Source organism: Pantoea sp. PGP6, from assembly GCF_053474785.1.
Genome location: NZ_JBQBMA010000001.1, coordinates 2,129,079 through 2,151,014, shown reverse-complemented (window position 1 = coordinate 2,151,014; position 21,936 = coordinate 2,129,079). Strand labels below are relative to the sequence as shown.

Below are 21,936 nucleotides of genomic sequence, written 5' to 3'. Positions count from 1 at the left end.
GAAAACGTTATCCTTGATCCACACCCGTATGCAGGAGCACAACGATGAAGATCGCGGTTTACAGCACCAAACATTACGATCAGAAGTACTTCGAACAGGTTAATCAGCAATTCGGATTTGAGCTGGTTTTTTTTGACTTTTTGCTGACCGAGAGCACGGCGAAAAACGCCGTCGGTTGTGATGCCGTCTGTATCTTTGTCAATGATGATGGCAGCCGCCCGGTACTGGAGGAGCTGGCGTCGCTGGGCGTCAAGTACATCGCTCTGCGCTGTGCCGGTTTCAACAATGTCGATCTGGACGCGGCGGCGGAACTGGGTCTGCCGGTCGTCAGGGTACCGGCCTATTCGCCGGAAGCGGTGGCGGAACATACGGTCGGTCTGATGCTTACCCTGAACCGCCGCATTCATCGCGCCTATCAACGTACCCGTGACGCCAACTTCTCACTCGACGGCCTGACCGGATTTAATATGCACGGTAAAACCGCGGGCGTCATTGGCACCGGTAAAATTGGCATCGCGACAATGCGGATCCTCAAGGGATTAGGCATGCGCCTGCTGGCGTTTGATCCCTATCCCAGCGATGAGGCGCTGGCGTTGGGGGCCGAATATGTCGATCTGAAAACGCTGTTCGCAGAATCGCACGTGATTACGCTGCACTGCCCGCTGACGCCGGAAAACTATCATCTGCTTAACGCCGACGCGTTCAGCCAGATGCGTGATGGCGTGATGATCATCAACACCAGCCGCGGTAGTCTGATTGATTCACAGGCAGCGATTGATGCGCTGAAACAGCAGAAGATTGGGTCACTTGGCATGGACGTGTATGAGAATGAACGCGATCTGTTCTTTGAAGATAAGTCGAATGATGTGATTCAGGACGATGTGTTCCGCCGGCTTTCTGCCTGCCACAACGTGCTGTTTACCGGTCATCAGGCGTTCTTAACCGCCGAAGCGCTGACCGCCATCTCTGAAACTACCCTGAATAATCTCAGCCAGCTCGATCGCGGCGAAAATTGCCCGAATCGTATCTCTGCCTGAACATGCGGGCCGGAACTCTCCGGCCTGTCACTTAACGGGCGCAGCGTCCGCCAATCAATGCCTGTTCATCACAGCGACGACCATTCACTAACTGACACATGCCGACCCGGGAACCGTCCAGCTGATGGGAAAAAGCCAGCGTGCCGCCTGCATTCGAACAGGTACTTTCAGCCAGCGAGGACATCATCACCCTGGGCTGGATATGGGCGGCTGTCGCCTGTTGCGGTGGCTCGTTGTCATCACTGTTGCTGCTACAGGCAGAGAGGATCAGCGCGGCACCGGCCAGCAAAAAGGTGGCTGCTTTCATCAGTCAGACTCCGGGGGTTGGGGTTAAAGGCTGAGCCAGCATATGTCAGGCAGCGCAAGGGGTCGAGGGGTGAAACAGCTTTTTACAAAATTCTCCAGCGACATTTGCAAGCAGAATTATCTTGTTTACCTGCTATCAGGGAATCGTCAGACTTTCCCGGCGTTTATTAAATCGGAGTAATGCCATGTTAATTGACATGTTAATTCGCATCGCGCTGGCGGGGGTGCTGGGCGGTCTGATCGGAATGGAACGTCAGATGCGGGCCAAAGAGGCGGGACTGCGCACCCACATTCTGGTGGGGATTGGCAGTGCGATGTTTATGCTGGTGTCGAAATATGGCTTTGCCGATATGCTGAGTAATGAGCACGTCGCGCTGGACCCGAGCCGCGTGGCGGCCCAGGTGGTCAGCGGCATGGGCTTCCTCGGCGCGGGCACTATCATGATTCAGAAACAGGTGGTGAAAGGGTTAACTACCGCCGCGGGTCTGTGGGTCACCGCAGCGATTGGCCTGGTGATCGGCAGCGGGATGTACGAGATTGGCATTTACGGCACGGTACTGGCGCTGGTGGTGCTGGAAGTGTTTCGCCGCCTCAGCCATTTTCTGATTGGCAAACACCATACGCTGCTGGTATTTCTTAAACCCAAAAGCGTCCCGCTGGTGCTGCTGGTGATGCAGCGGGAAGGCATACGCTACGGCAACGTGACGGTGATCAATCGCGATGAAGAGAGTGGCCTGTGCGAACTCAGCGTTCAGGTGACGTTGTCACGCAAATCAAACGATGCGCATCTGTACGATAAGGTGATGGAAATCAAAGGTGTGCAGTCGCTGGAGATGATGTAATCAGCTTTACTGCGGGCACGCCGGTTTTTGCCCCTGCCCGCCGCCAATTGGCACTGGTATTTCAGCGCACATTAAGTACCATACGCAGCAAAAGTTATTTCTATCGTCAGCCATGACGCTGACGTCTCTGTTTACAGGCCAGGAATCACGTGACCAGTTCAAAAGAACAGTATAATTTCAACAAATTACAGAAACGCCTGCGTCGCCATGTCGGCGAAGCAATTGCTGATTTTAATATGATCGAAGAAGGCGACCGCATCATGGTCTGCCTGTCAGGCGGTAAAGACAGCTACACCATGCTGGAAATTCTGCGCAGCCTGCAAAAGAGTGCGCCGGTCAATTTCAGCCTGATTGCGGTTAACCTCGATCAGAAGCAGCCGGGTTTCCCGGAGCACATCCTGCCGGAATATCTGGCGTCGCAGGGTGTCGAATACCGGATAATCGAAGAAGATACCTACTCGATCGTCAAAGATAAGATCCCGGAAGGCAAAACCACCTGCTCGCTCTGCTCTCGTCTGCGCCGCGGTATTCTTTATCGTGCCGCCAGCGATCTGGGTTGCACCAAAATTGCGCTGGGCCACCATCGTGATGACATCCTGCAAACCCTGTTCCTGAACATGTTCTACGGCGGCAAGATGAAAGGCATGCCACCCAAGCTGATGAGCGATGATGGCAAACACATTGTGATTCGCCCGCTGGCCTACTGCCGCGAGAAAGATATCATCCGCTTCTCTGAAGCTCGTCAGTTCCCGATTATCCCGTGCAACCTGTGTGGCTCTCAGCCGAACCTGCAGCGTCAGGTGGTGGCCGATATGCTACGTGACTGGGACAAGCGTTATCCGGGCCGTATCGAAACCATGTTCAGCGCGATGCAGAATGTAGTTCCTTCGCACATGGCCGACATCAACCTGTTCGATTTTAAAGGGATTAAGCACGGCGATGCCGTAGTAGATGGCGGCGATCTGGCGTTTGACCGTGAGACCCTGCCACTGCAACCCGCAGGCTGGCGGGCGGAAGAAGAGGATGCGCCGGATGTCAGCGCGCGTCTGGACGTGGTGCAGATTAAATAAGCCACTCCGCCACGATTAAGGGCGTGCTGTTAACAGCACGCCCTTTTTTATATGTTTCGGTGCGGTGGCGGATCCATTACCGGCGGAAACTCCGGGTCCGGTGGCGGATCGGGTTGCGGTTGTGGCTGGGGAATCGGGTCAGGAATCGGGGTCGGATCCGTGGGGATCGGCTCGCTGTTAAGAATCGCGTTCATGCCGTGCTCCTTTTCTTGCGAATGAAGTTTAAGCATAGGAAAGGAAACGCATCACAGCCAGGCGGCAAAAAAAAGCCGGCACAGTGGCCGGCGTGTTTCGAATTAAATGTGCTATGCATTAATTCTAAATCAGGAAGTAAGACAATATGGAGCGCAACGCCCATCGCTTGACGTTGCATTCACCTGCGGGAGAGAGTTTGCGTCAGTCGCGCTTAAGGGTTATTGATATCGATCAGCTTTTTTTCGCTTAGCGCTGCCAGCGTTGGTTGAGTGGCGTTTTTCAGGCCGGTCAGCGCAATCCGCCGGTGATACCGCTACAGCCAGCGCCGCTTGCGCAGGTAGCCGGCCACGCTGAGCGCCAGCACCACCAGCAGCAGGCAGAAGATCGAAAAGCCGTAACGCCACTCCCCACCCGGAATGCCACCCAGATTGACGCCGAACAAACCGGTGAGAAAGGTGGCGGGCAGGAAAATCATCGCCATCAGCGACATAGTGTAGGTGCGGCGATTCATCGACTCCGCCATCTGCGAGGCGACTTCATCGGCCAGAATAGCGGTCCGCGCCACGCCAGCGTCGAGGTCATCCAGTCCGCGTCCGAGGCGATCGGCAATCTCCTGCATCCGCCGCCGTTCACTGTCGTCCATCCACGCCAGCTTCTCGCTGGCCAGCCGGGCATACACGTCGCGCTGCGGTGCCATATAACGCCGCATCACAATCAGCTGCTTGCGCAGTAAGCCCAGTTCGCCGCGCGCCGGCATCCGCTGGTCCAGCAGCGCATCTTCCATTTCGATGATTTTGTCGTGCAGCTCTTCGATAAATTCGCTGGTGTGATCGGTCAGCGCATCGCAAACGTCCACCAGCCAGCTGCCACAGTCGATGGGCCCGTTACCGTTTTGCAGATCGGTCAGCACCTCATCCACCGCGAACACTTTGCGCCGCCGGGTCGAAACAATCAGTTTATCGTTGATAAACACCCGCATCGCCACCAGCTGGTCGGGACGCGCATCGCTGTTATGGTTGACGCTTCGCAGCACAATCATAAACCCGTCGCCCAGCCGGCTGACGCGCGGCCGCATGCTATCGCCGGCTAACGCGTCACGCACCGCATCGGGGATTTGCGGCGTCGATTGCAGCCATTCCGCACTCTGACGATGGGTATAATTCAGATGCAGCCAGCAAGGCCGCTCGCAGTGGATCACTTCATCTTCTGCAATCGGGATCAGCCCGCCCTTTCCATCCAGCTGGCAGGAAATAATGGCGTCTGAAACCTGCAATGCTTTTCCGTCAATTACATCCACAACCTTGCCTCACTACTAAAATCAATACGATACAGTCTAGCGTGGCGGCGTTGAGTTGCAATCACCGGGCTGTGTAGAAAGATGTCAGTCTGCGGCCTGACTACAGGCCGCAAACGGCTAGTGCTTTTCAATCCACAGTTCGCGGCTGTAGGCCACATCTTCCGGGTTGGTGATCGGGTAGCCTTTGACCCAGGGTTTAATCAGGCGGCCGTTGGTGTACTGGTAGATCGGCGCGATCGGCGCCTGAGCAGCCAGAATCTGCTCGGCACGGTTGTAATCACTGTTGCGTGCCTGGTCGCTGGTCTCTTTGCTGGCCCTGGCGAGTACCGCGTCGTATTCCGCATTGCTGAAGCGCGCGATATTACTGCTGTTGCCCGAGGTCAGCAGATTGAGGAAGGTGGAGGGCTCATTGTAATCGCCAACCCATGAGGCGCGGATAACGTCGAAATTACCGCTGTTGCGGCTGTCGATGTAGGTTTTCCACTCCTGATTCTCCAGCGTGACATCAACGCCAAGGTTCTTTTTCCACATCGAGGCCACCGCAATCGCGATTTTCTGATGGCTTTCAGAGGTGTTGTACAGCAGCTTGAGGCGCAGCGGCTTGTCCGGTCCATAACCGGCTGAGGCCAGCAGGGCTTTGGCCTGGGCATTGAGACTGTTTTGATCGTGCTGCTGCTGGAATGACGGCAACGGCTTAAAGCCGGCGGTGACGTCCGGCGTAAAGTGCCACGCGGGCTTTTCGCCGGTTCCCAGCACCTTGTCGGCAATAACCTGGCGATCAATCGACCATGACAGCGCCTTACGCACCCGGACATCCGCGGTCGGGCCTTTTTGGGTATTAAACGCGTAATAATAGGTACCGAGCTGCTCCGGCGTATACACCTGCCCCGGCAGCGTTTTCTTCAGCAGTGCATACATGTTTTTAGGAAAGGATTCGGTAATGTCGATATCGTCTGAGCGGTAGCGTTTGGTGGCGCTCGACTCTTCGTTGATCGGTACGAAGGTCACTTTGGTCAGCACCGAATGGGCATCATCCCAGTAGTGCGGGTTACGCGTCAGCACAATTTTCTCATTCACCACCCGCTCGCTCAGCTGATAGGCGCCGTTACCCACCAGCTTGCCTGGCGCAGTCCAGCTGTCGCCCTGCCGGGCAATCACCTGCTGCGGAACCGGAAACAGCGCCACGTTGGCGACCAGCGCCGGGAACCACGGCACCGGACGGTCGAGCGTGACTTTCAGCCGGTTGTTGTCCTGAGCCACCACGCCCAGCTTGTCGGGCGTCATTTCGCCTTTGGTGATCGCTGCTGCATTCTCAATACCGCTTAAGCCAGCAAACCAGGCAAAGGCCGAACTGTTTTTAGGATCGACCAGACGTTGCCAGCTGTAGACGAAATCCTGAGCGGTGACCGGCTCGCCGTTGGACCAGCGGGCGTTATTGCGCAGGGTAAAGATCCAGGTTTTGTTATCGCTGCTGCTCCAGCTTTGTGCCACGCCAGGAACGATTTTGCCGTGCGCATCCTGATTGGTCAGCCCTTCAAACAGATCGCGGATAACCTGAATTTCCGGCAGCCCCACCGCTTTGAGCGGATCGAGCGAGGCGGGCTCATCTTTGATATGACGGACAATCTGTTGCTGGTCAGCGAGTTGTGCGCCGGCGGGTAGCGTCGCCGCCATGGCGGGTGTGAGTACGCTGCTCAGGCTGAGCGCCGCCAGCGTCATGCAAAAGGTCTTAACCATCATCACTCCTTTACCCCAAAGAAGCGCTGCCCCGGTCCGATGCCGACGCAGCTTGTCTTGCGGCACTTTATCGCAAATTGCTGATTGATAAATAGCTATTTTCCGCGCGCCGCTTTTCCGCTACTTTTAGGAAAACCCTTTCAGAGGAAATCACCATGTCGTCATTACACCCACGACCGCTGCGCGGCAAACTGGACGTTCCGTACCAGCAATATGGCCGTTCAGTGCTGGGCGCGCCGCTGCTGTGGTTCCCGGCTCCGCTGGGCGATGCCGACAGCGGACTGATCCTGGCGGGCACCCACGGCGACGAAAATGCGGCGATCGCCACGCTCTCTGCTGCGCTTCGCACGCTGCCGGACGCGCTGCGCCGTCACCACGTGGTGCTGGCGGTCAACCCGGATGGCTGTCAACTGGGATTGCGCGCTAATGCTAACGGCGTCGATCTTAACCGCAATTTCCCGGCGGCGAACTGGCAATCAGGCGACACGGTCTATCGCTGGAACAGCGTGGCGGACGCGCGTGACGTCGCCTTATCCACCGGCAGCCATCCGGCATCTGAACCGGAAACTCAGGCGCTGTGTGCCCTGATTCATCAGCTCAAGCCGCGCTGGATTGTCTCCTGGCACGAGCCACTCGGCTGCATAGACGATCCGCATCAGGCGGAGATCGGCGGCTGGCTGGCGCAACAGACCGGCCTGCCGCGCGTCAGTAGCGTGGGTTATGACACGCCAGGCTCGTTTGGTAGCTGGTGTAAGGATCTCAGTCTGACGTGCGTCACGGCAGAAATGCCGGTGATTTCAGTGGATGAAGCCACAGAAACCTATCTGGAGATGATGGTTAATCTGCTGCGCTGGCAGCAATAATCAACTGACCGTTCTGCACTTTAATGGCTGGTTCTGCGTCGACCGCCAGCCAGGTCGGCCCGTCTAAGTCGGCAAAGCGGGTTTGCGGCACCAGCGGCAATGCGGCGCGAATGGCGCGTGAGGTACAGAGCATGCAGCCAAGCATCAGCGCAAAGCCTTGCTGCTGTGCCGTCGCCGCCAGCGCCAGCGCCTCGGTCAGTCCACCGGCTTTATCCAGCTTGATGTTGACCATCTCATAACGACCGCGCAGCGCGGCCAGGCTGTCACGGGTGTGGCAGCTTTCATCGGCGCAGATCGGCAACGGATGAATAAAGTTCTCCAGCGCCGCATCTTCTCCCGCTGGCAACGGCTGCTCCAGCATCGCCACCCCGATATCGGCCAGCAGCTGACAGCGCGCCGCCAGTCCCTCCGCATGCCACGATTCGTTAGCGTCGACGATTAACGTCGCCTGTGGCACTGCGGCGCGGATCGCCATCAGTCGTTCGGTAATAAAATTGTTATCCAGCTTAATTTTCAGCAGTGTCGCCCCGTGCTGCCACAGCGCCTGGGCGCTGCTGGCCATCGCTTCCGGCGTATCAATGCTGACAGTCTGGGCAGTGACCACACCCGCGGGTGCCGCCACGCCGCTGAGCTGCCACAGGCTGCTCTGTTGCTGGCGGGCCGCCAGATCCCATAACGCGCTATCGATAGCGTTGCGCGCCGCGCCGGCGGGCAGTGCCTGTTGCAGCGCTTCGCGCGTCATTCCCTGCTGTAAGGCAGGCAGCAGCGAGGCGATTTGTGCCAGTACCGAGGCTTCGGTTTCACCGTAGCGTGCATAAGGCGTCGCTTCACCGACCCCTTTCATGCCCGCCTCTTCAATTTCAACCACCACCACTTTTACTTCAGTGCGTGTTCCACGGGCAATGACAAACGGCGTATGTAGCGGCCAGGCTTCGGGATAACTTTTTACCGTTCTCATTTACTCTCCAGAATCTGCAACGCAATGGCAGGCTGCCTGCGCTAAACTCAATAATTGAACTCGTAAACCCTTAAATTTTATGTCATAAACAACGACTATAGCGCGTTTTTAGCCGTTTATAAGTCAGATCTCTTCACCATCAAAAAGGAATCAGTATGTCTCAGACTGTTCATTTTCAGGGTAACGCAGTACCGGTTGCGGGTCAGTTTCCTCAGGCTGGCGATAAAGCCAAAGCATTCACGCTGGTGGCAAAAAACCTGGTCAACGTTGCGCTCTCTGAGTATGCAGGAAAACGTAAAATTCTGAACATTTTCCCCAGCATTGATACCGGCGTCTGTGCCTCTTCAGTACGCAAGTTTAATCAGGCGGCGGGTGAACTGAATAACACGGTTGTGCTGTGCATCTCTGCTGATTTGCCGTTTGCCCAGTCACGCTTTTGTGGCGCAGAGAACCTCAGCAACGTAGTAACGCTGTCGACCCTGCGCGGTTCAGAGTTTAAGTATGACTACGGTGTGGAAATTGCCGATGGTGCGCTGGAAGGCCTGACGGCACGCGCGGTCATTGTGCTGGATGAAGACGACAAGGTGATTTATAGCCAGCTGGTGGATGAAATTACCACTGAGCCGGACTATGACGCGGCGCTGGCAGCGCTGAAGTAAAAAAAAAAGCGGATAACCCGGTTATCCGCTTTTTTATCACCCTCGCAGGTCACCTACTCACTTTCAGTTCGCTTCTGCCCCAATCCATATTCACGCAGCTTATTGGCAATCGCGGTGTGCGATACGCCGAGCCGTTTAGCCAGCTTGCGGGTGCTGGGATAGGAGAGATAGAGCCGGGTCAGAATCGAACGCTCAAAACGGCTGGTAATCTGATCGAGCGTGCCTTCCAGTGCCTCATCCCCCAACGACACATCCAGCGCCTGCTCCGGTAACACGATATCCTGAGGACGCAGTTCATAGCCTTCGAGTTGGGTCAGCGCGCGGTAAAGCGCATTTTTCAACTGACGCACGTTACCTGGCCAGGCATAGCGGGTTAAAAAGGCATTAAGCTGCGGCGACAGGCGCGGACGAGGCATCCCCTGTTCGTCGGCGAAGCGGGCGACAAACATCTCGGTCAGCGGCAGGATATCCTGCGGACGGTCGCGTAGCGGTGGCAGATGCAGGGTCAGGACGTTCAGCCGGTAAAACAGATCCTCACGGAATTCGCCGCGCTGCACCAACTCAATCAGGTTCTTCTGGGTGGCGCAGATGACGCGCACATTGACATGCACTTCATGCTCTTCGCCGACCCGGCGGAAAGTCCCATCATTGAGGAAACGCAGCAGCTTGGTCTGCATTCTTGGCGACATCTCGCCGATCTCATCCAGCAAGACAGAGCCGCCATTAGCCTGTTCAAAGAAGCCTTTCTTACCCTCCAGCGCATTCGGGTAAGCCCCGGCGGCATGACCAAACAGTTCGCTCTCGGCAACATCATCCGGCAGCGAGGCGCAGTTAAGCGCCAGGAACGGCTTTTTACCGCGCGCGCTGCGCAGATGGCAGGCGCGCGCCAGCATATCTTTACCGGTGCCAGTGTCACCAATGATCAGCAACGGCGCATCGTGCATCGCCAGCTTGCGCGCCTGGTCCACAACCTGACGCATTTTTGGCGTCACCGCGACAATATGGTCAAACTCCGATTCGTCGGTTACCACCAGGTTCTGTAACTGCTGGCCCATGCGCGCGGTGGATTTCAGCATCACCATGGCACCAACCGGCTGATCGTTCTGGCCCTCTTCACCGGAAAGATAGATCGGTCGCGCTTCCATCAGGAAATCCCGTCCTTCAATCACCACATGCTGGGCCTGCGCTTCCACCCGCTCGCTTTCCAGCCAGCGCATGAAATTAAAACCGTTAATCAGGTTACCGGCACTGAAATTTCGCATCTTCTGTTCGTCGAGATTGAACAGGTTCTGCGCCGCCGGGTTCGCCAGTTCCACTTTACTTTTCAGATCGATGGAGAAGACCGGTTCCGGCATCGCCACCAGCAGCGCACTCAACGCACGATGCTCACGTTCCGAAGGCATGTACGCCACGGTGCGCACATCTGTTACGCCCGGTGTACGCCGGATTTCTGCCATCAGACTGCTGAAAGCATCAAATTCCAGCGCGGAGAAGTTGAGATAGATGCGGCCTAATGCCGCGATTTCGATACCGCGCAGATCGATATTGCGCGCAACCAACAGGTCGAGCAGTTCGCGCGTCAGACCGATTCGGTCCTGACAGAACACTTCCAGACGCATTGCGATGGCCTTAATCAGGTTCAGATGGGGCGATGATACGCTAAGAGATGCGCCAGCAGAAAGGGCTCTGTCAGGAAAAGTTGACAGCCACGCGGCGTTTGGCTGCCTTTTGTACTGTCTGCTTCTGATGGGGCTGGCGGGCTTGATTGTCAGTCTTTGTCAGTACGAAACTGTTGATCGGTGCGGACTTACTGTATATTTCACTCAACCCATTAATAATGATTATAAAATGCTTACTTTTTTTGCTAAATATCTGACCGTTGGCGTAGTGAATACTCTGATCCATTGGGTCACATTTTTTATCTGCATCAGTCAGGGTTTACTGCAATCCACTGCGAATGTTATTGCCTTTGGTCTGGCGGTAACCTTCTCATTCTTTGTTAATGCACGCTGGACCTTTAATCAGCAAGCCACACCCTTTCGCTATATTTTGTACGTGATATTTATGGGCGCGATGGCCTTTGGTGTTGGCTATCTGGCGGACCGGATCGGCCTTTACCCGATCGTTACGCTGATAACGTCTTCGGCCCTGAGCCTGGCCTGTGGCTTTATCTTTTCTCACTTCATCGTGTTTAAAGGAAATAAATGAAGATTTCTCTGGTGGTGCCGGTTTTCAATGAGGAAGAGGTGATTCCTCTTTTTTACGATGCCGTCAGGAAATATGCCGCATTTGCCGAGTGGCAGGTCGAGATCGTTTTTATTGACGATGGCAGTACGGACGCCACCCGGGCGCTGATTGCCCAGCTTAGCCAGCGCGATCCGCTGGTGCGTACCCTCTCCTTTATCCGCAATTTTGGCAAAGAGGCGGCGCTGTTCGCCGGCCTGGAAGCTGCTACGGGTGATGCCATCATTCCGATTGACGTTGATTTGCAGGACCCGATTTCGCTGATCCCACAAATGGTCAGCAAGTGGCAGGCGGGTGCTGATATCGTCTTAGCCAAGCGAATTGACAGAAGCGCCGATGGCCATCTGAAACGTAAAACCGCGCACTGGTTTTATAAGCTGCATAATTGCATCAGCCATCCTCAGATAGAAGAGAACGTGGGTGATTTCCGGCTGATGTCACGGGAAGTGGTGGAAAATATTAAGCTGCTGCCTGAAAAAAATTTATTCATGAAAGGTATTCTTAGCTGGGTTGGCGGGCAGACAGAGATTGTCGAATATATCCGTACAGAACGGATAGCGGGCAACAGTAAATTCAGCGGCTGGAAGCTCTGGAATCTGGCGCTGGAGGGACTGACTTCCTTCTCGACCTTCCCGCTTCGTATTTGGTCGTACATTGGTTTTCTGGTCGCCTCATTAGCCTTTCTTTATGGCCTGTGGCTGATTGTCGACAAACTGCTGTTTGGCAATCCGGTGCCGGGCTATCCCTCGATCCTGGTTTCAGTGCTGTTTCTGGGCGGCGTTCAGCTTATCGGCATTGGCGTGCTCGGCGAATATATCGGTCGCATCTATATGGAGACCAAAAACCGGCCACGTTATATTTTACGAAACAGCGATAAGTTAAAAAAAACCAGTACTGAAAGATGATGAATTATGCCACCGCGTGGCAACAGCAGCGTGCCAATAACAAAGGATGAAAGATGATGATCGGTAAACAGGGCCTGAGCCGTGGCAACGTGTTTGTGCTCTTTATAGTGGTGTTTCTTTTTGCATACTATCCGGCTTATTTAACCCATTATGCCTATACCGATGACTGGACCAACCTCTACTGGGCCAACTTCGATCAGCGCAGTATTTTAAACTGGGATACGTTATCAGGCCGGCCGGTGTACGGAATCATCCAGTATGCCGCCTCTTTTATTGTCGATAGCGTAGAAAAACTGGCGCTGCTGCGTGCAGTGGCAATTATTCTGCTTATTTTTACCGGCTATTATCTTTATACCCTGACTCAGAAATACGCGCTGATGGAAAGCCAGGCACAGCGCATAACCTTTTCACTGTTGCTCTGCCTGCTGCCTTCTTTCCAGGTTTATATCGCCTGGGCATCCTGCTTTCCCTATATCGCCGCGATTCTGCTGGCTGGCGCGAGTTATCGATGGTCCGTGAAGCCAGGCGTAGCTGGGCCACTATTGGCGATCTTTCTGCTGACCATCGCCTTCTGTATTTATCAGCCAGCTGCGATGAGCTTTACTTTTTTTGCCATGCTGGATTTGTGCCTCTCAGCGCGCAGGATCGATAAAAAACGTGCCGTGATTTCGCTGGTGGTATTGGGCGCGGGCATGTTTGCCGCCTTGATTGCGTCGAAGGTACTGCCAGTCCAGCTTTATGGCCATGCGCTGCCGCGTTCGGCATTTAGCTACGATCTGCTGAATAAGGTGAAATGGTTCTTTTCAGAGTACCTTAAAAACATCATCTGTCATTTTGATCTCGGGGCAAAAACCGTTTCGGTGATTCTCTCTTTAATCGTCATTGGCTTTGGGCTAAAGAAAATTAAAGCCGCTGGCACTGATAAGTTCTGCCTGATCTTTTTTTTATTGCTGATCGCCGCGCTGCCCAATCTGATTGTCAGTGAAAGCATGGCAGCCTATCGAACCCTGATTGCCGGCGCCCTGATTTCAACCAGCATTTTTATTGTCGGTCTGTTTGAGATCAGCCAAAAATTTAAATGGAAAAAGTGCTTATATGCCGCGCTGGTGCTGGCAGCGGCTTCACTGGCAATCAGTCATCTCAACAACGGCTATTCGGTTCCGGCGCGCAAAGAGTTTGCGCTGCTTAATCAGGCCATCACCTCTCAGGTGCCAAAAGATTTCCATGGCGCGCTCTATTATCGTCTGACCGGAGAATATCTGCCGAAAGTGGCGACATTGCGTAAATATGATGATTTTGGCGGGCTGGGATTAAGCATGTCATGGACCTTTGCCGGCATGGCGCACTTTATCCGGCAACAAAACAGCATGGCGTTTACGCTGCCGGCGAATCCGGTTATTACCGACGAAGCCGGTTGTCCGGGTGACTGTCTGGTTATCGATTCGCGCGCGGTGCTGCGTCAGCCTCATTAAGCGCAAAGAAAAGGCGGCCAGCCAGGCCGCCCTTGTTGATTGCGTCACAGCACTGGCTAGGCAGACTTATTGCCGCCCTTCTGCAACGCCTCTTTCATCTGTCCTAACAGCTCGCGACGGAAATCACCCAGTCGTGGCTTATCCTGCTCCAGCCACGGCAGTGGGCGACACAGTTCCATCGCTTTGATGCCCAGCCGCGCGGTCAGCAAACCGGCGCCAATACCCTGCGCGGCGCGGGTAGAGAGTCGGGCGGCGATATCCTGCGACATCCAGTCCATCCCCACTTCGCGCACCAGTTCCGACGCACCGGCAAACGCCATGTTGAGCAGCACCAGCCGGAACAGGCGTATACGACTGAAGTAACCCAGTTCGATACCGTAAATTGCGGCGATGCGATTGACCAGCCGCAGGTTACGCCAGGCGATAAAAGCCATATCTACCAGCGCCAGCGGACTGACGGCGATCATCAACGTGGCTTCTGCCGCGTGACGGCTGATTTCACGTCGCGCCTGGCGATCCAGCACCGGCTGCACCAGCTGGGCATATAAACGTACTATTTCGCTGTCGTTATGAGTTTCATGAAGCGCGGCATGCCAGCGCTGTAACGCCGGATGCGCCTGATCCAGCTCGGCCTGCTGGGCCAGCTTTTCGCAAAATGCCCGGCCTTTACCTATGCCATGGCTGTGCAGCAGTTCGCGGCCGATGTCGCGCTCTTCGGCACGCTGACGAAGCTGATAGAGGCGGCGCCATTCACCGGCCAGCGCGCCGACGCCAGCCAGCACGATCAGGCCGCCCGCCACGCCACTGCCGAGCGAAAACCAGTCGCGGGCCAGCCAGGCATCATGGGTCCACTGCACGCCCTGCGCGACGACGCTGATGCCGAACAGTGCCACGCCAGCCATCACCAGTTTGCGCCACAGGCTGCGCTTCGGTTTCAGCGCCGCTTCCACCGCGCGCTCACCTGCGCCCTCCTCCTCGACGACGGCTTCATCATCCTGCACCGCCAGAAACGCCGCCTGCGCCTGGGCGTCAAAAGTCTGCGCGGGCCGTAACGGCACCTCTGTCGCCTCATCCAGCGGACGGGCAAAATCGATTCGGGGCTTCAGCGGATCACTCATCGCAATTTATCTCCTAACAAAAATTCCAGCGCAGCATCCATGCGGATATGCGGCAACGGCCGATCAACGTCCAGCTGCTGTGGGCGGAATTGTTCAAACTGGAAACCCTGCTGCTGCCAGAAAGCATTGCCCGGCAGCCGCGGCGGCACTTCACCGGGATAGACGGTCAGCGGTTCGCCATCACTCAGCCGATTGCCGCGCAGCGCCGGGATCTTCTCACCCCGGTGATCCACCAGCCCGCTCTGCGTCGCCTGCACCGAGGCCAGGCCGATGCAGTCCATGCTGATCCCCTCAAATGCGGCGTTCTGCCAGGCATCCTGCACCAGCTGCTGCAACAGTGACACCATATTGCCGTGCTGATCGCTGGTGATATGGTCCGCTTTGGTAGCGGCAAACAGTAATTTATCGATAACCGGTGAGAACAGCCGGCGGAACAGCGTCCGCTGACCATAATGAAAGCTTTGCATCAGCTGCGTCAGCGCCAGCCGCATATCATTGAAGGCTTGTGGTCCGCTGTTGAGCGGCTGCAGGCAATCGACCAGTACAATCTGGCGATCGAAGCGCAGGAAATGATTTTTATAGAAGCCTTTCACCACGTGCTGGCAGTAGTAGTTAAACCGCTGCTGCAGCATGCTGAAGTTGCTGCCTTTGTCGGCCTGAGCGAGTTTGCTGAGCTGCAGATCGTCGGTAACCGGCCACGGGAAAAACTGCAGCGCCGGTGCGCCCGCCATGTCGCCAGGCAGGACAAACCGGCCCGGCTGGATGAAATGCAATCCTTCAGCCTTACAGCGGTGCAGATAATCGGTCCAGGCTGCGGCAATTTCCGCCAACCGGTTTTCATCGGCGGGCGCGAGCGGGTCGAGTTGCTGACAGAGGGTGCGCCACGGCGTCGCCCACTCTGCGCGATCGCCCTGCAGCAGCCCGTTCATCTGCCGCGACCAGGCAAGGTAATCCTGCGCCAGCATCGGCAGATCGAGCAGCCATTCGCCGGGATAATCCACGATCTCCAGATAGAGCGTGGCGGTCTCTTTCAGATGTCGCAACAGCGATGCATTGGGGCGATAGCGCAGCGCCAGCCGCATCTCACTGACGCCGCGGGTCGGTGTCGGCCAGGCAGGTGGCGTGCTGTAGAGCTGTGCCAGCCCTTCATCGTAGGTAAAGCGCGCCGTTCCCATATCGCGCTGCGGTACCCGCTTTACCCCGAGCAGGCGCTCATCCCGCACCACGGAAAACAGCGGCAAACGTGCGCCGCTGTGGACCGTCAGAAGTTGATTAACCAGCGAGGTGATAAACGCGGTTTTTCCGCTGCGGCTTAGGCCGGTAACCGCTAAGCGCAGGTGCCGGTCAACGCCGCGGTTCATTAACGCGACAAATTCAGTTTGCAGTCTTTTCATCTTTCTCCCTGATGAAGCGCGACGCCGCGCGATTCATAACGCGTTTCAGCAACGGCTCCAGCGCCATCGCCAGTAAAAGACGCAACGGACGGCGTGCTACCGATTTTACCGCCCAGCCGGTGACGCCAGCAGGGCCGTAAGTGACAGCGTTAATAATGATGAATTTAGCCGCCGACTTCAACGCGGGTGCCGCGCGGTGGCGAAAAGCAGTGGATCGCGAGAAGGACATCGACACCTCCGAAGGGTCAGCGAAAGGGCCTGTTACAGGCCCGGTATGATAAGGATTAAAGCTGGCGGAAGCGGCTGCGCACGCTAAAGGTTTCAGACGTGACGTAGCGTTCCACATCGCGCACGCTGCGTTCATCACGCTGCAGTGCGCTTTCTAACTGGTCCAGCAGTTCGCTGGCGCTGGGCTGACGTGGGTTGTCAGCGGCATTGGCCGGTTTAACATCCAGTACAAATCCCAGCACAAAATAGGCGACCACGGTAAACATAAACAGGCCAAAAAACAGTGACAGCACCATGATGACGCGCAGTAGCCGCACCGGAATATCGAGATACTCCGCCAGACCTGCACAGACGCCCATCAGTTTTCCTTCGTCAGGCTTACGCCATAACTTGCGGCCATTGATCATGGTTGCCTCCAGTTAGGGTGTTCTGCGTCCAGAATCGCCTCCAGCGCATCAATGCGTTCGCGCATCCGCTGCGCGTCCTGAGCAACACGCTGCAGGCGCTGGATTTCGCTTTGCGACAGTTCCGAACCGCCGTTGCGTTTGTTGCTGTAATGCAGCCATAGCCAGATCGGTGCCACAAATAACACGAAGATCGTTAGCGGTATGGCAAGAAAAAGTGCGCTCATTGACTCTCCTTAATCACTCATCGCAACGTCGATAATTATTCACTGCGGTTCATTTTGGCTTTCAGCGCATTCAGTTGCTGGCTGATTTCATCATCCGCTTTCAGATCGGTGAACTGCTGATCCAGCGTTTTAGGTTTGCCAAAACCGTGACTTTCCGCTTCCGCTTCCATGTGATCGATGCGACGTTCAAACGATTCAAAACGCGCCATCGCTTCATCAATTTTACCGCTGTCCAGCTGACGACGAACGTCACGTGAAGAGGAAGCCGCCTGATGACGCAGCGTTAACGCCTGCTGACGCGCCCGCGTTTCGCTCAGTTTTTTCTCCAACTCGCTGATTTCGCCTTTCATGCGTTCCAGCGTCTCTTCTACCTGGCTCACTTCCTGTTTCAGGGCGGCGATCAGGTCAGTCAGTTTCTGTTTTTCGATCAGCGCTGAGCGGGCTAAATCGTCTTTATCTTTACGCAGTGCCAGCTCGGCTTTTTCCTGCCATTCGGCCTGCTGAATCTCTGCCTGCTCAATCCGGCGTGTCAGCTGTTTCTTTTCAGCCAGCGCCCGTGCAGAGGTTGAGCGGACTTCAACTAAGGTGTCTTCCATTTCCTGAATCATCAAACGGACCAGTTTCTGCGGATCTTCCGCACGCTCCAGCAGCGAATTGATGTTGGCATTTACGATGTCGGCGAAACGAGAAAAAATACCCATAATGATGTTCCTCTTTAAATGTGTCATGGCGTGTTGCGCTGTATGGCTAATACAAGATGCGTGCCAATTTTATAATTATTTGATTATTTTCAATTTTTAAATTTTACAGCCCTTTTGGCTTGTTCTAATATAGTCAAAATGATTAAGGGGTGGCGAAATTCATCATGGCTGGAAACAACGACAACCTTCTCGGTGAGTCCAATAATTTTCTTGAAGTGCTGGAGCAGGTGTCGAAGCTGGCTCCGCTGGAAAAGCCGGTATTAGTGATTGGCGAGCGCGGTACCGGTAAAGAGCTGATCGCCAGCCGCTTACACTATCTTTCTGACCGCTGGCAGGGACCGTTTATCTCGCTGAACTGCGCCGCGCTGAATGAAAACCTGCTCGATTCTGAGCTGTTCGGCCATGAAGCCGGGGCCTTTACCGGCGCTCAGAAGCGACATCTGGGCCGCTTTGAACGGGCGGATGGCGGCACGCTGTTTCTTGATGAGCTGGCGACGGCACCGATGCTGGTTCAGGAAAAACTGCTGCGGGTAATCGAATATGGGCAGCTGGAGCGCGTCGGCGGTAATCACTCATTGCAGGTTAATGTGCGGCTGGTCTGCGCCACCAACGAAGACCTGCCTGCCCTGGCGGCCGCCGGAAAATTCCGCGCCGACCTGCTTGATCGTCTGGCGTTTGACGTCGTTCAGCTGCCGCCACTGCGCGAACGTCGCAGCGACATCCTGGTGATGGCTGAGCATTTTGCTATCCAGATGTGCCGTGAACTTGGCCTGCTGTTGTTCCCTGGCTTTACCGCGCAGGCGCAGCAGACGCTGTTGAGTTACCACTGGCCCGGCAACGTTCGTGAGCTAAAGAATGTGGTGGAACGGTCGGTTTATCGTCACAACAGCAGCGAGCAGCCGCTGGATAACGTGATTATTAATCCGTTCGCTCGCCGGCCTGAGCCGGTCGATACCCTGCCGGTGAGCCGTCCCGCGCCCGAGGGCGACCTGCCGGCGCTGCCGCTCGATCTGCGTCAGTGGCAAAATCAGCAGGAACGAGAGCTGGTGGAAACCAGCCTGCAACAGGCACGATACAATCAGCGCCGCGCCGCGGGGTTATTGGGCGTTACCTACCACCAGCTCCGCGCCATGATGAAAAAGCACGGTATTCAGGCGCGTGAAGATATCAGCTGATACCGTGCGGATCGACTTCGCCCTTCCCCTGCCGTCTCAGGCGCTTATCAGGCCAGCCGTCCGCTTCGCGTTGACCATTTCAGGCAAAAAAAAGCCCGCCATCAGGCGGGCAACAATACTGGAAGCAATGTGAGCAATGTCGTGCTCTTCTTCGGTAGAGCCACCGTCGAAGTGCAGATGAATAATAATCATTCTTATTATCATCTGTAAAGCTCTAATTGAGAATATTTCTCATTACCACACTCTCTGTACGTTTTTTCTGCCGCAGGCTGAATGAATATCAGGCCGGGCAGCGTCGCAGATTTTGGGACAACGCCCGCTTTGCGATACACTCTGTCTAATGCCTCAAAATCGTTGAGTTCTATGTCAAAACTAATATGTTCGCTGTTGTTCAGCCTCAGCGTGTTGAGTTCGCCTGCGTGGTCGGCCCCCGCCGGTGATATTCGCCAGACCGGCTTTGTCTATTGCGTCAGCGGCACGCTGACCACCTTCAATCCTCAAATGGTCAGCAGCGGGTTAACCGTCGATACCCTGGCGGCACAACTGTACGATCGCCTGCTGGATGTCGATCCCTACACCTACCGTCTGAAGCCCGATCTGGCCGCCAGTTGGGAAGTGCGTGACAATGGCGCGACCTATCGTTTTCACCTGCGCAGCGGCGTGCAGTTCCAGCAGACTAATCAGTTCAAACCGACACGCGCTCTGAACGCAGATGATGTGGTGTTCAGCTTCGCCCGGATGTTCGATCGCCATCATCCGTGGCATAACGTCAACGGCGGAAACTATCCCTACTTCGATAGCCTGCAGTTTGCCGATTCAGTGCAGAGCGTTAAAAAGCTGGATAACAACACGGTTGAATTCCGGCTGAACAGCCCGGATGCCTCCTTTCTCTGGCATATGGCGACCCACTATGCGCCGGTGCTGTCTAAAGAGTATGCCGATCAGCTGACGGCTCAGGGCCGCCAGGAAGAGATGGATCGCCAGCCGGTGGGCACCGGCCCTTACCAGCTGAGTGAATATCGCACCGGCCAGTACATCCGCCTGGCGCGTAATCCGCATTACTGGAAAGGCGTGCCGCGTCTGCAGCAGGCGGTGATCGATTTAGGCGCCGGCGGCACCGGCCGTTTGTCGAAACTGCTGACCGGCGAGTGCGACGTGCTGGCTTATCCGGCTGCCAGTCAGCTCAGTATCTTGCGCGATGATCCGCGCCTGCGAATGACGCTGCGACCCGGGATGAATATCGCCTATCTGGCGTTTAATACCCGCAAGCCGCCGCTTGATCGTCCTGAAGTCCGGCATGCACTGGCGCTGGCGATCAATAATGAGCGGCTGATGGAGTCGATCTACTACGGCACGGCCGAAACTGCGGCCTCGATATTACCGCGCGCCTCGTGGGCTTATGACAGTGACGCGCGGGTGACCGAATACGATCCTGAAAAGTCTCGCGCTGCGCTGGAAGCGCTGGGCCTGACCGACCTGCATCTGCGGCTGGTCGTGCCGTCGGCCTCGCAGTCGTGGAATCCCAGCCCGCTTAAAACCGCGGAATTATTGCAGGCCGATCTGGCCCAGGTGGGCGTCCGCCTGACCATTGTGCCGGTCGAAGGACGTTTTCAGGAGGCGCAGCTGATGTCGATGAATCACGACCTGACCCTGGCGGGCTGGGCGACCGACAGCAACGATCCGGACAGCTTCTTTCGTCCGCTGCTCAGCTGCGCGGCGATCCGTTCCCAGACCAACTATGCGCACTGGTGCTCGCCGGCCTTTGATGAAACATTGCAGAATGCTCTGCTGACACAGCAGCTGTCGGGGCGCATCGACAGTTACGACAAAGCGCAGCAGATTCTGGCTCAGGAGCTGCCGGTATTGCCGCTGGCGTCGTCGCTGCGTCTGCAGGCGTTTCGCCATGACATTAAAGGCCTGGTGCTGAGTCCGTTTGGCAACGCCTCGTTTGCCGGGGTTTATCGTGAAGAGGGTGAGGAAAAGTAAGTGATCATCTATATTTTGCGCCGCCTGCTGCTGCTGCTGATTACGCTGTTTTTGCTGTCGCTGGTCAGCTTCAGCCTCAGCTATTTCACCCCAAACGCGCCGCTGGAAGGTGCTGCCCTGTCTGACGCCTGGTGGTTCTGGTTTAAAGGGATGCTGCAGTTTGATTTTGGCGTCTCCAGCACCAACGGACAGGAAATTGGCCTGCAGCTGCGCGAAGTTTTTCCCGCCACCATGGAGCTGTGCATTCTGGCGTTTGTGTTTGCCCTGCTGGTGGGTATTCCGCTCGGCATCTGCGCCGGGGTGATGCGCAACAAATGGCAGGATAAGACCATCAGTGCGCTGGCGCTGCTCGGCTTTTCAGCGCCGATTTTCTGGCTGGCCCTGCTGCTCACGCTGTTTTTCTCGCTGACGCTCGGCTGGCTACCGGTGTCGGGGCGGCACGATCTGCTCTATCCGGTACAGAACGTATCAGGCTTTGCGCTGATTGACGCCTGGCTCAGCCGCTCACCGTGGCGGCACGAGATGATTATCAGCGCCCTGACTCACCTGATTTTGCCGGTGCTGGTACTGGCGATGGCACCCACCACCGAAGTGATCCGCCTGCTGCGCAACAGCACCAGCGAGGTGATGGAAAAAAATTATGTTAAAGCCGCCGCGACCCGCGGACTGTCACAGCTGACGGTGATCCGACGTCACGTGCTGCACAACGCCTTACCGCCGGTGATCCCGCGTCTTGGCCTGCAATTTTCAACCATGCTGACGCTGGCGATGATCACTGAAATGGTCTTCAACTGGCCCGGCCTTGGCCGCTGGTTGATCAATGCGATTCGCCAGCAGGATTATGCGGCGATCTCAGCCGGCGTGATGGTGATTGGCGGGCTGGTGATTCTGGTCAACGTCATCTCCGACGTGATTGGCGCAGCGATGAATCCGTTGAAACATAAGGAATGGTATGCCCTCCGATAGCGCTTATCTTGAATTCAATAAATCATTTAAATTCAATAAGTTAATAGCTAAATACCAGGTAAGCACCAATTCAAGCACTCTTTGGTGTACACATTTTCATTTGGCAGCTGCGACGGGGAGTGACTAATCTCAAATCACACCCCGCAGCCTGC

At 55.8% G+C, this 21,936-nt stretch carries 24 protein-coding genes; 11 read left to right on the top strand and 13 right to left on the bottom strand.

Annotation, left to right across the window (positions count from 1 at the left end):
• Positions 1-44: 44 nt before the first annotated feature.
• A complete protein-coding gene (locus ACLIBF_RS10405) occupies positions 45-1,037 on the top strand; it encodes a 2-hydroxyacid dehydrogenase (protein ID WP_069728367.1) in 993 nt (330 codons plus the stop codon).
• 31 nt (positions 1,038-1,068) lie between these two features.
• On the opposite strand, the gene ACLIBF_RS10400 is transcribed toward ACLIBF_RS10405, so the two are convergent.
• Positions 1,069-1,344, bottom strand: a complete 276-nt coding sequence (locus tag ACLIBF_RS10400) for a putative hemolysin (protein WP_069728368.1) — start codon at positions 1,342-1,344, stop codon at positions 1,069-1,071.
• 184 nt (positions 1,345-1,528) lie between these two features.
• Here ACLIBF_RS10400 and ACLIBF_RS10395 point away from each other — a divergent pair, with 184 nt between their 5' ends.
• Entirely contained in the window at positions 1,529-2,185 is a 657-nt protein-coding gene (locus tag ACLIBF_RS10395) for an MgtC/SapB family protein (protein WP_031376784.1), read from the top strand.
• Positions 2,186-2,334: 149 nt separating this feature from the next.
• Positions 2,335-3,255 carry a tRNA 2-thiocytidine(32) synthetase TtcA gene (gene ttcA, locus ACLIBF_RS10390; RefSeq protein WP_031376785.1) on the top strand — a complete coding sequence of 307 codons (921 nt, stop codon included), beginning with the start codon at positions 2,335-2,337 and terminating at the stop codon, positions 3,253-3,255.
• A gap of 47 nt (positions 3,256-3,302) precedes the next feature.
• Here the strand turns inward: ttcA and ACLIBF_RS10385 are convergent, their stop codons facing one another.
• The 3 genes from ACLIBF_RS10385 to ACLIBF_RS10375 form a co-directional block, all read right to left on the bottom strand.
• Positions 3,303-3,449 carry a hypothetical protein gene (locus tag ACLIBF_RS10385; protein WP_162836816.1) on the bottom strand — a complete coding sequence of 49 codons (147 nt, stop codon included), beginning with the start codon at positions 3,447-3,449 and terminating at the stop codon, positions 3,303-3,305.
• 314 nt (positions 3,450-3,763) lie between these two features.
• Positions 3,764-4,747, bottom strand: coding sequence for a zinc transporter ZntB (gene zntB, locus ACLIBF_RS10380; RefSeq protein ID WP_031376786.1), 984 nt, complete (start codon positions 4,745-4,747; stop codon positions 3,764-3,766).
• A 117-nt stretch (positions 4,748-4,864) separates the two neighbouring features.
• Positions 4,865-6,484 carry a peptide ABC transporter substrate-binding protein gene (locus ACLIBF_RS10375; protein WP_279809820.1) on the bottom strand — a complete coding sequence of 540 codons (1,620 nt, stop codon included), beginning with the start codon at positions 6,482-6,484 and terminating at the stop codon, positions 4,865-4,867.
• A gap of 155 nt (positions 6,485-6,639) precedes the next feature.
• Between ACLIBF_RS10375 and mpaA the strand changes: the two genes are divergently transcribed.
• Entirely contained in the window at positions 6,640-7,347 is a 708-nt protein-coding gene (mpaA, locus tag ACLIBF_RS10370) for a murein tripeptide amidase MpaA (protein ID WP_069728370.1), read from the top strand.
• Here the strand turns inward: mpaA and ycjG are convergent.
• Positions 7,322-8,305, bottom strand: a complete 984-nt coding sequence (ycjG, locus tag ACLIBF_RS10365) for an L-Ala-D/L-Glu epimerase (protein ID WP_279809819.1) — start codon at positions 8,303-8,305, stop codon at positions 7,322-7,324. The two genes, mpaA and ycjG, sit on opposite strands and share 26 nt — an antisense overlap.
• Before the next feature lie 155 nt (positions 8,306-8,460).
• Between ycjG and tpx the strand changes: the two genes are divergently transcribed.
• Positions 8,461-8,964, top strand: coding sequence for a thiol peroxidase (gene tpx, locus ACLIBF_RS10360; protein WP_031376975.1), 504 nt, complete (start codon positions 8,461-8,463; stop codon positions 8,962-8,964).
• A gap of 53 nt (positions 8,965-9,017) precedes the next feature.
• On the opposite strand, the gene tyrR is transcribed toward tpx, so the two are convergent.
• On the bottom strand, positions 9,018-10,583 hold the full coding sequence (gene tyrR, locus ACLIBF_RS10355; protein WP_031376976.1) for a transcriptional regulator TyrR: 1,566 nt from the start codon (positions 10,581-10,583) through the stop codon (positions 9,018-9,020).
• A 229-nt stretch (positions 10,584-10,812) separates the two neighbouring features.
• Here tyrR and ACLIBF_RS10350 point away from each other — a divergent pair, with 229 nt between their 5' ends.
• From ACLIBF_RS10350 to ACLIBF_RS10340, 3 genes are read left to right on the top strand one after another with little or no spacing between them, the layout of a single operon-like run.
• Positions 10,813-11,172: a GtrA family protein gene (locus tag ACLIBF_RS10350; RefSeq protein WP_069728372.1), complete on the top strand. Its 360-nt coding sequence runs from the start codon at positions 10,813-10,815 to the stop codon at positions 11,170-11,172.
• The gene (locus ACLIBF_RS10345) at positions 11,169-12,113 is read left to right on the top strand and encodes a glycosyltransferase family 2 protein (RefSeq protein ID WP_279809818.1); all 945 of its coding nucleotides are present in this window, start codon (positions 11,169-11,171) and stop codon (positions 12,111-12,113) included. Before ACLIBF_RS10350 ends, ACLIBF_RS10345 begins: the two co-directional genes overlap by 4 nt.
• A gap of 53 nt (positions 12,114-12,166) precedes the next feature.
• On the top strand, positions 12,167-13,585 hold the full coding sequence (locus tag ACLIBF_RS10340) for a glucosyltransferase domain-containing protein (RefSeq protein WP_279809817.1): 1,419 nt from the start codon (positions 12,167-12,169) through the stop codon (positions 13,583-13,585).
• 56 nt (positions 13,586-13,641) lie between these two features.
• Here ACLIBF_RS10340 and ACLIBF_RS10335 read toward each other — a convergent pair whose 3' ends face one another.
• From ACLIBF_RS10335 to pspA, 6 genes are read right to left on the bottom strand one after another with little or no spacing between them, the layout of a single operon-like run.
• Positions 13,642-14,703: a YcjF family protein gene (locus ACLIBF_RS10335; RefSeq protein ID WP_069728374.1), complete on the bottom strand. Its 1,062-nt coding sequence runs from the start codon at positions 14,701-14,703 to the stop codon at positions 13,642-13,644.
• Positions 14,700-16,097: a YcjX family GTP-binding protein gene (locus ACLIBF_RS10330; RefSeq protein WP_069728375.1), complete on the bottom strand. Its 1,398-nt coding sequence runs from the start codon at positions 16,095-16,097 to the stop codon at positions 14,700-14,702. Before ACLIBF_RS10330 ends, ACLIBF_RS10335 begins: the two co-directional genes overlap by 4 nt.
• Positions 16,078-16,326 (bottom strand): phage shock protein PspD, encoded by a 249-nt coding sequence (gene pspD / locus ACLIBF_RS10325; RefSeq protein WP_031377768.1) that lies wholly within the window; start codon positions 16,324-16,326, stop codon positions 16,078-16,080. The genes ACLIBF_RS10330 and pspD overlap by 20 nt, the downstream gene beginning before the upstream one ends.
• A 55-nt stretch (positions 16,327-16,381) precedes the next feature.
• A complete protein-coding gene (pspC, locus tag ACLIBF_RS10320; protein ID WP_031377769.1) occupies positions 16,382-16,732 on the bottom strand; it encodes an envelope stress response membrane protein PspC in 351 nt (116 codons plus the stop codon).
• On the bottom strand, positions 16,729-16,956 hold the full coding sequence (pspB, locus tag ACLIBF_RS10315; protein ID WP_031377770.1) for an envelope stress response membrane protein PspB: 228 nt from the start codon (positions 16,954-16,956) through the stop codon (positions 16,729-16,731). Before pspB ends, pspC begins: the two co-directional genes overlap by 4 nt.
• Before the next feature lie 35 nt (positions 16,957-16,991).
• On the bottom strand, positions 16,992-17,657 hold the full coding sequence (pspA, locus tag ACLIBF_RS10310; protein ID WP_069728377.1) for a phage shock protein PspA: 666 nt from the start codon (positions 17,655-17,657) through the stop codon (positions 16,992-16,994).
• A gap of 164 nt (positions 17,658-17,821) precedes the next feature.
• On the opposite strand from pspA, the gene pspF reads away from it, so the two are divergent.
• Positions 17,822-18,832: a phage shock protein operon transcriptional activator gene (gene pspF, locus ACLIBF_RS10305; protein WP_046288526.1), complete on the top strand. Its 1,011-nt coding sequence runs from the start codon at positions 17,822-17,824 to the stop codon at positions 18,830-18,832.
• Between the two features lie 36 nt (positions 18,833-18,868).
• Here the strand turns inward: pspF and ACLIBF_RS10300 are convergent, their stop codons facing one another.
• Complete coding sequence (locus ACLIBF_RS10300; protein WP_162287699.1) at positions 18,869-19,024, bottom strand: hypothetical protein; 156 nt, start codon at positions 19,022-19,024, stop codon at positions 18,869-18,871.
• A gap of 171 nt (positions 19,025-19,195) precedes the next feature.
• Between ACLIBF_RS10300 and sapA the strand changes: the two genes are divergently transcribed.
• Complete coding sequence (gene sapA, locus ACLIBF_RS10295) at positions 19,196-20,818, top strand: ABC transporter substrate-binding protein SapA (RefSeq protein ID WP_046288296.1); 1,623 nt, start codon at positions 19,196-19,198, stop codon at positions 20,816-20,818.
• Positions 20,819-21,784, top strand: a complete 966-nt coding sequence (gene sapB / locus ACLIBF_RS10290) for a putrescine export ABC transporter permease SapB (RefSeq protein WP_031377772.1) — start codon at positions 20,819-20,821, stop codon at positions 21,782-21,784.
• The last annotated feature ends 152 nt before the right edge of the window (positions 21,785-21,936 follow it).

What these genes read in the sequence shown, in the direction of transcription:
- pspF (WP_046288526.1), top strand. Translation starts at nt 17,822, where the DNA reads ATGGCTGGAAACAACGACAACCTTCTCGGTGAGTCCAATAATTTTCTT.
- sapA (WP_046288296.1), top strand. Translation starts at nt 19,196, where the DNA reads ATGTCAAAACTAATATGTTCGCTGTTGTTCAGCCTCAGCGTGTTGAGT.
- ACLIBF_RS10340 (WP_279809817.1), top strand. Translation starts at nt 12,167, where the DNA reads ATGATGATCGGTAAACAGGGCCTGAGCCGTGGCAACGTGTTTGTGCTC.
- mpaA (WP_069728370.1), top strand. Translation starts at nt 6,640, where the DNA reads ATGTCGTCATTACACCCACGACCGCTGCGCGGCAAACTGGACGTTCCG.
- ACLIBF_RS10300 (WP_162287699.1), bottom strand. Translation starts at nt 19,024, where the DNA reads ATGATTATTATTCATCTGCACTTCGACGGTGGCTCTACCGAAGAAGAG.
- pspC (WP_031377769.1), bottom strand. Translation starts at nt 16,732, where the DNA reads ATGATCAATGGCCGCAAGTTATGGCGTAAGCCTGACGAAGGAAAACTG.
- ACLIBF_RS10375 (WP_279809820.1), bottom strand. Translation starts at nt 6,484, where the DNA reads ATGGTTAAGACCTTTTGCATGACGCTGGCGGCGCTCAGCCTGAGCAGC.
- ACLIBF_RS10405 (WP_069728367.1), top strand. Translation starts at nt 45, where the DNA reads ATGAAGATCGCGGTTTACAGCACCAAACATTACGATCAGAAGTACTTC.
- ACLIBF_RS10345 (WP_279809818.1), top strand. Translation starts at nt 11,169, where the DNA reads ATGAAGATTTCTCTGGTGGTGCCGGTTTTCAATGAGGAAGAGGTGATT.
- ACLIBF_RS10385 (WP_162836816.1), bottom strand. Translation starts at nt 3,449, where the DNA reads ATGAACGCGATTCTTAACAGCGAGCCGATCCCCACGGATCCGACCCCG.
- ACLIBF_RS10400 (WP_069728368.1), bottom strand. Translation starts at nt 1,344, where the DNA reads ATGAAAGCAGCCACCTTTTTGCTGGCCGGTGCCGCGCTGATCCTCTCT.
- ACLIBF_RS10395 (WP_031376784.1), top strand. Translation starts at nt 1,529, where the DNA reads ATGTTAATTGACATGTTAATTCGCATCGCGCTGGCGGGGGTGCTGGGC.
- pspB (WP_031377770.1), bottom strand. Translation starts at nt 16,956, where the DNA reads ATGAGCGCACTTTTTCTTGCCATACCGCTAACGATCTTCGTGTTATTT.
- ACLIBF_RS10335 (WP_069728374.1), bottom strand. Translation starts at nt 14,703, where the DNA reads ATGAGTGATCCGCTGAAGCCCCGAATCGATTTTGCCCGTCCGCTGGAT.
- tyrR (WP_031376976.1), bottom strand. Translation starts at nt 10,583, where the DNA reads ATGCGTCTGGAAGTGTTCTGTCAGGACCGAATCGGTCTGACGCGCGAA.
- tpx (WP_031376975.1), top strand. Translation starts at nt 8,461, where the DNA reads ATGTCTCAGACTGTTCATTTTCAGGGTAACGCAGTACCGGTTGCGGGT.
- ACLIBF_RS10330 (WP_069728375.1), bottom strand. Translation starts at nt 16,097, where the DNA reads ATGAAAAGACTGCAAACTGAATTTGTCGCGTTAATGAACCGCGGCGTT.
- ycjG (WP_279809819.1), bottom strand. Translation starts at nt 8,305, where the DNA reads ATGAGAACGGTAAAAAGTTATCCCGAAGCCTGGCCGCTACATACGCCG.
- pspA (WP_069728377.1), bottom strand. Translation starts at nt 17,657, where the DNA reads ATGGGTATTTTTTCTCGTTTCGCCGACATCGTAAATGCCAACATCAAT.
- ACLIBF_RS10350 (WP_069728372.1), top strand. Translation starts at nt 10,813, where the DNA reads ATGCTTACTTTTTTTGCTAAATATCTGACCGTTGGCGTAGTGAATACT.
- pspD (WP_031377768.1), bottom strand. Translation starts at nt 16,326, where the DNA reads ATGTCCTTCTCGCGATCCACTGCTTTTCGCCACCGCGCGGCACCCGCG.